The sequence below is a fragment of the Micromonospora sp. MP36 genome, assembly GCF_008119785.1.
Classification (GTDB): domain Bacteria; phylum Actinomycetota; class Actinomycetes; order Mycobacteriales; family Micromonosporaceae; genus Micromonospora.
The window spans coordinates 32,175-44,184 of the sequence record NZ_VSFA01000037.1 but is presented as its reverse complement, the minus strand read 5'-3'; the positions used below and the strand labels follow the sequence as shown (position 1 = coordinate 44,184).

At 72.9% G+C, this 12,010-nt stretch carries 14 protein-coding genes; all 14 read left to right on the top strand.

The window, feature by feature from the left end:
- Window positions 1–319 precede the first annotated feature (319 nt).
- From FXF52_RS22795 to fabG, 14 genes are read left to right on the top strand one after another with little or no spacing between them, the layout of a single operon-like run.
- Window positions 320–589, top strand: a complete 270-nt coding sequence (locus tag FXF52_RS22795; RefSeq protein WP_148799813.1) for an acyl carrier protein — start codon at window positions 320–322, stop codon at window positions 587–589.
- Between the two features lie 22 nt (window positions 590–611).
- A complete protein-coding gene (locus FXF52_RS22790; RefSeq protein WP_148799811.1) occupies window positions 612–1,895 on the top strand; it encodes a beta-ketoacyl synthase in 1,284 nt (427 codons plus the stop codon).
- Complete coding sequence (locus FXF52_RS22785; protein ID WP_148799809.1) at window positions 1,892–3,031, top strand: beta-ketoacyl synthase; 1,140 nt, start codon at window positions 1,892–1,894, stop codon at window positions 3,029–3,031. The genes FXF52_RS22790 and FXF52_RS22785 overlap by 4 nt, the downstream gene beginning before the upstream one ends.
- The gene (locus FXF52_RS22780; protein ID WP_222870613.1) at window positions 3,032–4,108 is read left to right on the top strand and encodes a beta-ketoacyl synthase N-terminal-like domain-containing protein; all 1,077 of its coding nucleotides are present in this window, start codon (window positions 3,032–3,034) and stop codon (window positions 4,106–4,108) included.
- Window positions 4,105–4,965: an alpha/beta fold hydrolase gene (locus FXF52_RS22775; RefSeq protein WP_148799807.1), complete on the top strand. Its 861-nt coding sequence runs from the start codon at window positions 4,105–4,107 to the stop codon at window positions 4,963–4,965. The genes FXF52_RS22780 and FXF52_RS22775 overlap by 4 nt, the downstream gene beginning before the upstream one ends.
- Before the next feature lies 1 nt (window position 4,966).
- On the top strand, window positions 4,967–5,947 hold the full coding sequence (locus FXF52_RS22770; protein WP_222870612.1) for a thioesterase family protein: 981 nt from the start codon (window positions 4,967–4,969) through the stop codon (window positions 5,945–5,947).
- The gene (locus tag FXF52_RS22765; protein ID WP_148799805.1) at window positions 5,947–7,107 is read left to right on the top strand and encodes a beta-ketoacyl synthase; all 1,161 of its coding nucleotides are present in this window, start codon (window positions 5,947–5,949) and stop codon (window positions 7,105–7,107) included. Before FXF52_RS22770 ends, FXF52_RS22765 begins: the two co-directional genes overlap by 1 nt.
- Window positions 7,104–8,033 carry a beta-ketoacyl synthase N-terminal-like domain-containing protein gene (locus FXF52_RS22760; protein ID WP_187413641.1) on the top strand — a complete coding sequence of 310 codons (930 nt, stop codon included), beginning with the start codon at window positions 7,104–7,106 and terminating at the stop codon, window positions 8,031–8,033. Before FXF52_RS22765 ends, FXF52_RS22760 begins: the two co-directional genes overlap by 4 nt.
- Window positions 8,030–8,878, top strand: a complete 849-nt coding sequence (locus FXF52_RS22755) for an SDR family oxidoreductase (protein ID WP_148799801.1) — start codon at window positions 8,030–8,032, stop codon at window positions 8,876–8,878. Before FXF52_RS22760 ends, FXF52_RS22755 begins: the two co-directional genes overlap by 4 nt.
- Window positions 8,875–10,077, top strand: coding sequence for a beta-ketoacyl synthase N-terminal-like domain-containing protein (locus FXF52_RS22750; RefSeq protein WP_222870611.1), 1,203 nt, complete (start codon window positions 8,875–8,877; stop codon window positions 10,075–10,077). Before FXF52_RS22755 ends, FXF52_RS22750 begins: the two co-directional genes overlap by 4 nt.
- 4 nt (window positions 10,078–10,081) lie before the next feature.
- Entirely contained in the window at window positions 10,082–10,360 is a 279-nt protein-coding gene (locus FXF52_RS22745; protein WP_148799799.1) for an acyl carrier protein, read from the top strand.
- Complete coding sequence (locus FXF52_RS22740) at window positions 10,357–10,758, top strand: 3-hydroxyacyl-ACP dehydratase FabZ family protein (protein ID WP_148799797.1); 402 nt, start codon at window positions 10,357–10,359, stop codon at window positions 10,756–10,758. Before FXF52_RS22745 ends, FXF52_RS22740 begins: the two co-directional genes overlap by 4 nt.
- Entirely contained in the window at window positions 10,755–11,267 is a 513-nt protein-coding gene (locus FXF52_RS22735; RefSeq protein WP_222870610.1) for a 3-hydroxyacyl-ACP dehydratase FabZ family protein, read from the top strand. The genes FXF52_RS22740 and FXF52_RS22735 overlap by 4 nt, the downstream gene beginning before the upstream one ends.
- Window positions 11,254–12,000: a 3-oxoacyl-[acyl-carrier-protein] reductase gene (gene fabG, locus FXF52_RS22730; protein WP_148799794.1), complete on the top strand. Its 747-nt coding sequence runs from the start codon at window positions 11,254–11,256 to the stop codon at window positions 11,998–12,000. The genes FXF52_RS22735 and fabG overlap by 14 nt, the downstream gene beginning before the upstream one ends.
- Window positions 12,001–12,010 lie beyond the last annotated feature (10 nt).

Genomic DNA, 12,010 nt, shown 5'->3' with positions numbered 1-12,010 from the left:
CGGAGCGTCCCCGGTGTCGGTCGAGGCGCTCGCTTTTGACCCGGCCATGATCGTTTGTCGTTAGTTCAGTCTCTGGGGAAGCGGGCAAATGATCCGGCCCGTAAGATACTGCCGAGTAGCTTATAGGGGCCGTATAGATCCGTCTGGGAACCTGTGCGGATCCATTTTCTCGTGCGCCTCTTTCTGGCCCGTTCCGGCCCGGCGACGGTATAGGAAACGTATAGCGGGCGGTTTGAGGATTTCGACTCACCGGGCGGAATGAGTTTCTGTGTTCCGTCACGAACAAGATGGCGAGTCAGCCGAGTCATGCGGAGGAAAAATGACCAGCGCCGGTTCTACCGTCACGCTCGACGACGAACGCAAGGCCCAGATCAAGGAACTCGTCTGCGAGATTCTCGAGATCGAGCCGGCCGACGTCAGCCCCACCAGCCTCTTCAAGGAGGAGCACGACGCCGACTCGCTGCGCGCGATCGAGATCCTGGCCGCCCTGGAGCGGACCCTCGACATCACCATCGACCAGGCGGACCTGGCCCGGATGGTCAACCTCGAGGGCGTGTATGCCGTTGTCGCCGAGGCCGGCGCCCGCTGAGTAGCGCTTCCGGGGGAGTTCGATGAACCAGCAGTCGTCCGCCGACGCACGGCGCCACCGGGTGGTCATCACCGGCATGGGCGCGGTGACCAGCATCGGCACCGGCGTGTCCGAGTTCACCGCCGGCCTACGTGGCGGCCGGTCGGGCGTCCGGCCGATCACCGCCTTCGGTACCGAGGGGTACGCGCACGCCAACGGCTGCGAGGTCACCGGCTTCGAACCGGAGCGGTGGATCGAGCGGCACAAGGTCGAGGAGCTGGGCCGGGCCACGCAGTTCTCGGTGGCTGCGGCGCGGATGGCCGTGGCCGACGCCGGGCTCTCCCTTCCGGAGCTCCGCCAACGGCGGGCCCTCATCTCCGTCGGCACCACCGACGGCGAGTCCTTCGACCTGGACCAGCTGTCCGCGCAGCAGTTGACGGAGGGGCCGGACGCGCTCGACCCGGTCGTCGCCCGCCGGGCGGCCGCCGGCCGCCTCTCCTCGTCCATCATCCGCGAGCTGAACCTGCGCGACGTCGAGGCGGTCACGATCCCGACCGCCTGCGCCGCCGGCAACTACGCAGTCGGCAACGGCTTCGACGCGATCCAGTGCGGTGACGTCGACATCGCCCTGTGCGGCGGCGCCGACGCGCTCTGCCGCAAGACGTTCACCGGTTTCTACCGGCTCGGCACGATCGCCCCAGAGGCGTGCCAGCCGTTCGACAAGGACCGCAAGGGCATCCTCACCGGCGAGGGCGCCGGGCTGCTGGTGATGGAAAGCCTGGAGTCGGCCCTGGCCCGCGACGCGCGGATCTACGCCGAGGTACTGGGCTACGGCCTCACCTGCGACGCGCACCACCCGGTGGCGCCGGACCGGGACAGCATCGCCCGGTGCATCCAGATGGCGCACGCCGACGCGGGGGTGACGCCCGAGGACATCGACTTCATCTCCGCGCACGGCACCGGCACCAAGGCGAACGACGTGACCGAGGCGGGCGCGATCCACCAGGTTTTCGGGGCGGACGCGCCGGCCACCATCTCCATCAAGGCGATGATCGGCCACACGATGGGCGCGGCCAGCGCGCTGGCGACGGCCGCGTGCGCGGTGGCGCTGGCCGAGGGGTTCATCCCGCCGACCATCAACCACGTCGAGACCGACCCGGCCTGCGGGCTGGACTGCGTGCCGAACGAGGCCCGCCCGGCCCAGCTGGACGTGGTGCAGAACAACGCGCTGGCCTTCGGCGGCAACAACGCCGTGGTCATCCTCGGCCGCTACGGCCGTAACGAGGCGGACCGGCAGCCGGTCGGCGCGGGCGGTGGGCGACGATGAGCTGGGTAATCAAAGGGGTCGGCGCGGTCGCCAGCACCGGCGGCACCGCTACGGAGATCTTCGCCTCGCTCTGCGCGGGGCGCAGCGGTCTCGGTCCGATCCAGGGCTTCGACCCGACCCGCTTCCGCGCCGTCAACGCGTATGAGATCGACGACCGGCCCGGGCCCGGCCAGGACGTGCCCGGCAGAGCCACCAAGTGGCTGCTCGACGCGGTGGGCGCCGCGCTAGACGACGCGGGCCTTCCGCCGCGTCTGGACGACATCCCGGTCGTCGTCGGCACCACGCTGCGCGAGCTGCGCTCGGTCGAGCTGAGCTGGCGCGACAAGATCGCCTTCGACCCGGCCGAGCTGCACTTCGGCACCGCGCTGCGCTGGCGGTTCGGCGGGGTGCAGACGTACACGGTGGCGAACGCCTGCGCGGCCTCGCTCTACGGCCTCGCGCTCGGCGCCGACCTGCTCGATTGCGGCGCAGCCGACACGGTCGTCGTTGCGGGCACGGACACGATCACCGAGAGCACCTACGGGATGCTCGACCGCTGCTACCCCGAGGCACCCGATCGGGTCCGCCCGTTCGACCGGGAGCGGCGGGGCATGCTGCAGGGCGAGGGTGCGTCGGCGGTCGTGCTGCGGCGCTGCGCCGACCCCGGCCACGGCCGGGTCCGGGCGGTCGTACGCGGTATCGCGGTCAACTGCGACGCGCACCACCCGTCCGCGCCGGACGCCAAGAGCATCGCGCAGTCGATCCGGGAGGCGCACGCCCGCGCGGGCGTCGAGCCGACCGACATCGATCTGGTGATGCTGCACGGCACCGGTACACCGCTGAACGACGAGGCGGAGGCCGAAGCGATCCGCGACGTGTTCGGCATCGCGGCCACCGCGCCCTGGATGACCGCGATCAAGTCGATGCTCGGCCACACCGCCGGTGCCTCCGGCCTGCACAGCCTCCTCACCGCCGTCGCGGCGATGGACGCCGGCCGGGTGCCACCGACCCGCTACCTCGATGACCCGATCGACGAGGTGGCCGACCTGCGGCTGGTTCGCGGGGCGGCGCAGGAGGCGTCGATGTCGATCGCCCAGGTGGACTCCTTCGGGTTCGGCGGCCTCAACGCCGTCGCGGTCGTGGAGAAGGTGGGCTGAGTGGACACCGTGAAGGAAGTCGTGGTCACCGGGCTCGGCGTCGCCGTCGCGGGCCTGGACGACCCGGCCGGCCTGCTCGCCGCGCCCGGGGACATCCCGCGCTCCGGCGGCGACGACCCGGTGCGCCGGCTCGACCGGCGCGGGCTGCGGTACAAGGACCGGGCCACCAAGCTCGCGATGTGCGCCGGCCGGGACGCGCTGGTCGACAGCGGGCTGGTGACCGACGGGCCGGAACCGGTGCTGACCGTGCCCGGCGAAACCGTCGGCGTGCTGGTCAGCTCCAACTACGGCAACGTCGACACCATCTGCGACGCGGTGGCCACCATCGCCGAGCACACCTATCTGGGTACGAGCCCGATGGCGCTGCCGGCCACCTCCAGCAACGTCATCGCGTCCTGGATCGCGATCACCCACGGCCTGCGCGGCGCCAACCTGACGCTGTGCAACGGGCCGACCTCCGGGCTGGACGCCGTGTACTGGGCCGGGCTCCTGATCCGCTCCGGCCGGATCCGCTCCGCCCTCGTAATCGGCGTCGAGCCAGCCAACGAACAGGTCCGGCACGTCGCTGGCGGCGGCGACCCCGACCAGGCGCCCCACCTCTTCGACGGCGCCGTCGCGATGGTGGTCGAAGACGCGCGGAGCGCGAGGGAGCGGGGCCGCACCCCGCTGGCCGCCCTGGGACCGTACGCGCGGCGGGCCGACTCCGCGCTCGCCGTCGCCGCGGTGCGGCGCGCCGAGCCCGCTCCGGTCGGACTGTGGTGCCCACCCGCCGACGGCGGTCCCACGCCGGGCACCGCGCACGACCGCGACCCGGCACAGGGCACGCCGGTGCGGGTGGACCGGACCCGCGACGAATACCCGGCCGTCACCGACCTCACCGCGCTGCTCGGCGACTGCTCCGGCGCGCTCGGCGTGCTGCAGTGCGTCGCTGGCACCGCGTGGCTGTCCACTCCGGAGTCCACCGGCCGCGCCGTGCTCGCGGTCTCCGGCTCCGGCTCGTTCGCCGACACGACGGGCGACGACGCGGCCGCGGGCATGATGCTGGTTCACCCGGCAGGCGCGGAGGCGCCAGCATGACGACCGCCGTCGCAGAAAGCCAGCACGCGGACGCGTCCCGGTGGCCGCCGCGCACCGGTACCGCCACGCTGCGCCGGGCGGCGACCGGACCGGGCGAGCCGCTACGCACGATGCTGCTGCCCGGCCTCGCCGGCACCCCCGTGGCGTGGGCGCCGTTCGTCGACCACGCGCCCGCCGCGTTGGAGATCTGGGACGCGCACCTGCCCTGGGCGGCCGCGCCGCAGCCCGGCTGGACCCGCTACCGGGACCTCGGCGCGTGGCTCGACGCGGCGATCCACTCGGCGACCGCCCGCGCCGGCGGGCCGCCGCGGCTGCTGGTCGCGCACTCCTTCGCCGCCAACGTGCTCCTCGACGTGCTGTGTCGGAGCGGGCTGGACACGTACCGCCCGGCGGGCGTCGTGCTCGTCTCGCCCTTCTACCGCGCCTCCGCCGAGGAGTTCGACTGGGAGACGATCGAGTACTACCTCACCGGCTTCCACCTCATCCTCGAGGAAGGGCTGACAGTGGGCGCCGGCGCACGGATCGCACCCGCGACCCGCGCCGCGATGGCCCGCCAGGTCCGCGACCGCGTCGGCCCGTACGGGTGGATGCGCTTCTTCGACCTCTACCTCGCCTCGCCGTACCTGGACGCCAGCGGCCTCGACCTGCCGGTGCTCGTGGTGACCGGCGAGCGGGACATCGCCGCCCGCCCGGAGGACGCCAAAACGCTCGCCACCGCCCTGCCCCGGGCCCGGTACGAGCCGTTCGAGGAGTGCGGCCACTTCGCGATGGCCGAAGAGCCGGCCCGCTTCGCCGACCTGCTGGCCGACTTCGTCACCGGCCTGCCAGACGACCCGATCACCGAACCCAGGAGCTGACGTGAACACGATGACCGCCGTCCGTGGCGAGCTGACCACGCCGACCCGACTCTCGATCCGGCCCCGGTACGAGGGTTCGAACATCTGCACGTGGATCGGCTTCAAGCACGTTAACTACCTCGTCGAGGAGGCGATCCTCGACCACCTGCGCAGCAACGGGCTGCCCGCGGGCGAGCTGTTCGAGCGGTACGGCATCGGCGTCGACATCGTGGACCTCGACACCCGCATCCTGACCGCCTACCACATCGACGACGTGGCCGAGCTCGACGTGCGCCGCGACCCGAAGCTCCCGGACGAGCTCGCGTTCCTGGTCGACCTCTCGGTCGCCGACTCCGGCGCGCGCGCCGGCAGCGCGCGGGTCAAGGTGGCGCTGCGCCGCGACCTGAGCACCGGCCCGGCCGAGGACGTGCCGGCGCACCTGGAGCCGTACACGGTCGACCGGCTCGGCCTTGCGGTGCCTAAGGCGCCGGAGCCGGTCACGCTCGACGGCCGGGACCCGTTCCACGCGCTCACCGCCGGCCGCAACGCCTTCGCCTGGAAGTGGCGAATCCCGTACCCCTACTGCCACTTCACTCGCCGCCTGCAGATGTCCGGCTACCTGCGGCTGATGGAGGAGGTCGTGGACCTGTTCCTGGCCGACCGCGGAGTGTCGATCTGGACGCTGCTGAAGGAGCAGGACTGGATCCCGGTCGTCCCGCACTCCCGGATCACTGTGCTAGACGAGGTGGCGATGGAGGAGGACCTCTACACGGTCTTCACCGTCGAGGACGTCTTCAAGCGCTTCACCTACACCGCGCGCATGGACACCTACGTGCTCCGCGACGGCGTGCTCGTGCCCACCTCGACCGGCCGCATCACCCACGGGTACGCGGTCATCGACAACCGCCGGGACTGGCACCTGGTTTCGTTCGACGACCGCCTGACCACGGCGCTCGAGGGCGCGCCGGCCGGCTCCGGCACCGGACGGGGTGTCCAGGGCTGATGTCCGGCGTCCTCGTCACCGGGATCGGCGCGGTCAGCTGCCACGGCCGCGGCGCCGCCGCGCTGTGGCAGGCCATGTCCGCGGCGCGGGTACGGCTGCCCGACCGGCCGGCCGACCCGCTCGCGCACATGTCACTGCCACTGATCTACCTGGTACCCGAGGACCTCTCCGTCGAGCACCCGGGGCGGGCCGCGCAGTTCGCGGTCACCGCAGCCCTGGAGGCACTGGCCGACGCCGGCCTTCCGGCGTCGGCTGCCGCCGGGCTGCCACCGGGCCGGCTCGGCGTCGTGCTCGGCAGCTGCATGGGTGAGGCCGGCCTGTGGGAGCGCGAGCGCTACCCCGGGTCGGCCGCCCCGGGCTGGAACCCCGTCTTCCGGCTGTCCGCGCACGTCGGCGAGCGGCTCGGCGTGCTCGGCCCGGCCGGCGACGTGGCCAACGCCTGCGCGGCCGGTCTCTTCTCGATTGCGGTCGCGGTGGACATGATCCGGGCCGGCGAGGCCGATGTCGTGCTTGCCGGCGGCGCGGACGCCTACTCCCGCACCGCGCTCGCCTGCTTCAACCGGCTCGGCGCGGTCGACCCGGTGCGCTGCCGCCCGTTTGACCGCGACCGCGCCGGCACCGTCTTCGGCGAGGGGGCGGGCGTACTCGTCCTGGAGTCCGAACAGCACGCCGCCGCCCGCGGCGCGCGGGCCCGGGCCCGGGTCGCCGGCGCGGCGGTGAGCTGCGACGCGCACCACCCGACCGCGCCTGACCCGGACGGAGCCCAAATCGGACGGACGATGGGCGAGGCGCTGACCGAGGCCGGTGGCGGCCAGGTCGGCGCGGTGGTCCCGCACGGCACCGGCACCCAGCTCAACGACGTGGTGGAGAGCACGGCCCTGCGCCGGGCCCTCGGCGGCGCCGCCGACGTGCCGCTCTACAGCCTCAAAGCGCTGCTCGGCCACACCGGCGGGGCTGCGGCCGCGCTGGCCGCCTGCGCCGCCACGACGATTCTTGGCGAGCGCGTAGTTCCGCCGAACGTGCCGACCGGCGAGCAGGACCCAGAGTGCAAGGTCTGGCTGCCCGACCGCGCGCTGCCGCTGCCCGCCGGCCGGGTGCTGGTCAACGCGTACGGCTTCGGCGGCGCGAACGCATCGGTGGTCCTGGAGGCGGCGTCGTGACCGCCACGGCTGTGATCACCGGCATCGGCGTCGTCGTGCCCCCGCCGGACGCGGGCGGCGACTGGTTCGACCCGCGTACCGCGCTCGGGCCGCGCGGCTACAGGTACCTGCCGCCGGCCTGCCAGTTCCTCCTCGCCGCAGGGCGCCGCGCGGTCGCCGACGGCGGCCGGCTGGACGGTGTACCGGAGGAGCGGCGCGCCGCCGTCGTCGGCACCAACACCGGGCTCGCGCACCTCTTCGCGGACATGGACGCGACCGTCACCAGCGGCACCGCGGACGCGCTAAGCCCCGCGCTGGCCCCGTTCTTCGCCGTCAACGTGCTCGGCACGCGGCTGGTCTCCGAGCACGCCGTCAAGGGCCCGTTCATGACAGTGACCTCGCCGCGGGTCGCCGGCATCGAGGCGCTGGGCGCGGGCGCCCGGGCGATGGCGGCCGGCCGTTGCGACGCCTGGATCGCCGCCGCCATGGAGCACCCATTGGACGGGCCGGCCGGCAGCGGCGCGGTCGCCATGATCCTGGAACGCCCAGCCGACGCCGCCGCACGGGACGCCCACGTGTACGGCACCTGCGCGGCCTCGGCCCTGCTCGCCCCGCCCTCCACGCTCGCCACGGCCGGCGGCCGCCGGCGGCTCGGCGAGGTCCTGGGGAGCGTGCTCGGCGACGCGGCGTACCAGGAGGTCGACGTCTTTGGCGACGGTTCGGCGACCGAGGAGGCCGTCGTATCGGCGCTGACCGACCTGCCGGTCGGCGCGGTGCGGCGGGCGCCCGCCGGCCCGGGCTGCCTCGCCCCGCTCGAGCGCCTGGCCCGCCTGCTCACCGAAGCCGGCAGCGCGCGAGAGCGCCTGGTCCTCGCCGTCGCCGGGGAAGGACACATCGGCGTCGCGCGCCTGGCCATATCGGAACCGACCGCTAGGGGAGCCGGATGATCATTCCATTGGAGGGCCGGTGGGCGCTCATACTCGGGGCGTCAAGCGGCATCGGCCGGGCGATCGCGACAGCGCTCGCCCAAGAGGGCGCCAACATCGTCGGGCTGCACTTCGACACCGGTGACCGCGCCGCGAGCGTTGCCGAGCTCGCCGGCAAGCTGCGCGGGTACGGCGTCGAGGCGCACTTCGAGAACGCGAACGCGGCGAGCCCGGCCACCCGGGCCAAGCTCATCCCGCGCCTGCTCGAGCTGACCGGCGGCGAGGGCGTGCACATCACCGTGCACTCGCTCGCCTTCGGCACGCTGGTGCCCTACCTGCCGCGCGAGCCGTGGCCGGCGTCGATCACCAAGCGGCAGCTGGAGATGACCGTCGACGTGATGGCGCACAGCCTCGTCTACTGGGTCCAGGACCTGCACGCGGCCGAGCTGCTCCGCCCCGGCGCCAAGGTGTACGCGCTGACCAGCGCCGGCACCGTGCAGGCGTTGCCGAGCTATGGCGCGGTCTCCGCCGCGAAGGTCGCACTGGAGGCGCACGTGCGGCAGCTGGCCTGCGAGCTGGCGCCGTACCGGGTGGCCGTCAACGCGCTGCGGGCCGGCGTGACGGTCACCCCCGCGCTGCAGCGGATCCCCGAGTCCGCCGACTTCGTCGCCCGCGGCGAGGCCAACAACCCACACGGCCGGCTGACCGTCCCCGAGGACGTAGCCGAGGCAGTGACGCTGCTGTCGCGTACCGACTCGTCCTGGATCACCGGCAACACGATCGGCGTCGACGGCGGCGAACTGCACGCCGCGGCCGGCGCTTGGAGCCGGCCGGTCCCGGCCGGGCACGAGGGAGGAATGCCGTGACCGACGACCTGGTGGTCTCCGGCTGGTCGGCCGTCTCGCCGTACGGCCTGGGCGCGCGCGCGTTCGCCGACGGCCTCGCAACCGGCGAGGAGCCGGTGACCAAGCTCGACGCCGGCACCTGGCCCGGCCCGTACGAGCGGGCCGGCATCGTGCCGGACTTCGACATCCCGACGGTGCTGGGCGCCAAGGGCACCCGGTCGATGGACCGGATCACCGGCCTCGCGGTGACCGCCGTACGCGAGCTCTTCGAGGAGCACGGCCCGGAGCTGGCCGAGCGCCCTGAGGACGTCGGGCTGGTACTCGGCACCGGCTCGGGCAGCGTTCAGTCCATCATGGACTTCACGCGGGACTCGCTGGTCGGCGCCAAGCCATTCGACGTCGACCCGGCCCGGTTCCCCAACACGGTGATGAACTGCGCCGCCGGGCAGAGCGCGATCCGGTACCGCTTGAAAGGCCCCAACACCACCATCTCCGGCGGGGCGCTCACCGGCCTGCTCGCGCTCAACTACGCGGCACGGCTGCACCGGCGCGGCCGCGTCGACGTGATGCTGTGCGGCGCGGTCGAGGAGTACTCGGTCCAGCGCGCCTGGCTGGAGTGGCACGCGGGCGGCCGCGAAGGTGCGTCCGGGCCGCTCGGCGAGGGCTGCGCGCTGCTGCTATTGGAGTCCCCGGCGAGCGCGGCCCGCTACGGCCGCCCCGCTCTCGCGGCGGTGCGCGGCGCCCGCTTCCGGGCGTTCGACAGGCCGAGTGAGGCGCGTGAGGCGCTCGCCACCGCCATCGCCCAGCTGCTGGTCGACACCGGCACCGACGGCGGCGACGTCGCGCTCGTCGCCACCTCCGGCACGCCCGGCCCGCTCGGCGTCGCCGAGCGCGCCGCCGTCCGCCAGCTGGTCGGCTCCGGGCCGAGCCAGGTCGACAGCCGGCGACAGATCGGCGACACAGCCTCGGCCTCAGCGGCGTTCCAACTCGCCGCCGTCCTCGCCAGCGCGGGCCCGCCCGAGCTTGCCGGCCGCCACGCGCTGGTTACCGCCGTCGACGCCGAAGGCACCGCCGGCTGCGCGCTGCTGCGGTTGGGCCCGGGACTGGCAATGCCCGATCCGAGGAGCGATGTGACAAGGACGGACGGCGTCGGCCGCCCGGAGCCCTCAGCGAGCGAAGCGAACGCATACAGCAGAGCCAACCAGACAAAGAAGGGATGAACTCGTGACCGAACAGCTTTCCACCCCGACCCGGCCGCTAGACAAGGAGGAGCTGCGGGCGCTGCTCGCGCAGATCCTCGACGTGGACGTCGCCGAAGTGACCGACACCGCGCACTTCGTCGACGAGCTCGAGGTCGACTCGTTGATGGCGCTGGAGATCGCGGTCCAGCTGGAGCAGACCTACCAGGTCAAGCTCGGCGAGAAGGAGACCGTCGCGCTCAAGTCGCTGGACGACGCGTACGAGCTGCTGTCGGCGAAGCTGGCCGACCGGGTTTCGCCGTGACGTCCGGGGCGGCCGCCACCGAGCGCGCCACGCCCACCCGGATGGCGGTCCGGCTCACCTCGCCCGCCGGGGTCGAGCCGGTCCGCGCCGAGGTGGCCGTGGACGCGGGCGACCCGGTGTTCGCCGGGCACTACCCGGGCTTCCCGGTGCTGCCCGGCGTCTACCTCGTCGAATTCGTCGACCAGGCCATGCGGCTCTGGCTCGATGGCGCGCCGGCCACGCTCCTGGTAGTCGAGCGGTGCCGCTTCCTGCGCCCCGTGTATGGCGGCGACACCGTCGAGATCGAAATCAACCTGTCCCGAGCGGACAGAGCACTGCGCAGCAGCGCCAGCCTGCGTACGGCCGACGGGGCCGTCGCGGACATCCGCCTGCGCCACGACACGGAGGTGCGGACGTGAACATCGGACAGCGACGCATCAAGCAGACCATCCCACACCGGTTCCCGATCCTGCTCGTGGACCGGGTGGTCGAGGTGGTACCGGGGGAACGGCTGCGCGCGCTCAAGGCCGTGACCGGCGCCGAGCCCGCGTACGCCGACGTCGCACAGGACGCGCCGGAGTCGGCGTACGCGTACCCGGTGCCGTTGCTCATCGAGTCCTGGGCGCAGGCAGCCGTGCTGCTGGCCGTCTGGGAGACGCCCAACCCCGACGTCCTTGCCGGCAAGGTGGAGCTGGCCGGCGCGATCAACGACATCCGCGTGCACGCGCCGGTGTTTCCGGGCAGCATGGTCGAGCACCAGGTCGAGATCGTCAAGGCGATTGGCGACACCTCGATCCTCGCCGGCCGTACGCTCTGCGGCGGCGAGCCGATCCTCGAGGTCAACCACTTCGTGCTGGCGCTGCGCGACATCAGCCTGCTGGCCGGGCCTGAGAGCCGCACCGAGGAGGCCCAGCGTGCCGGCGTCTGACACACCCGTCGCGCTCGTCACCGGCGGCTCGCGCGGCATCGGCCGGTCGATCGTGTTACGCCTCGCTCGCGACGGCTTCCGCGTGGCGTTCTGCTACCGGTCCGACGCGGACTCGGCGGAGCTGGTCGCCAAGGAGGCCCGCGAGCACGGCGTCGAGGTGTTCGCCCGCAAGGTGAACGTGGCCGACCGCGACGCCGTGCGCGGCTTCGTCGAGGCCGCCGAGGAAGCGGTCGGCCCCGTCACGGTCGCCGTCACGGCGGCCGGCATCACCCGGGACCGGCCGCTGGCGCTGATGACCGACGACGAGTGGTCGGACGTCATGAGCACCAACCTGGACGGCACGTTCCAGGTATGCCGGGCGGTGGTGTTCGACATGATGAAGCGGCGCCGTGGCTCGGTGATCACGCTGTCGTCGGTGGCGGGGACCGCCGGCAACGCCGCGCAGACCAACTACGCCGCGTCGAAGGCCGGCATCATCGGCTTCACCAAGGCGCTGGCGAAGGAGGTCGGCCGCCACGGGATACGTGCGAACGTGGTGGCGCCCGGCTTCATCAGCACCGACATGACCTCCGGCCTGCCGGAAAAGCTCGTCGGCGAGATGCTGGCCCGGACCTCGTTGCGCCGCTTCGGCACGGCGGAGGAGGTAGCCGGCCTCGTCGCGTACCTCGCGTCCGACGAGGCGGCCTTCATCACCGGCCAGGTGTTCCAGATCGACGGCGGCCTCGCCATCTGAGGCGGCCGGC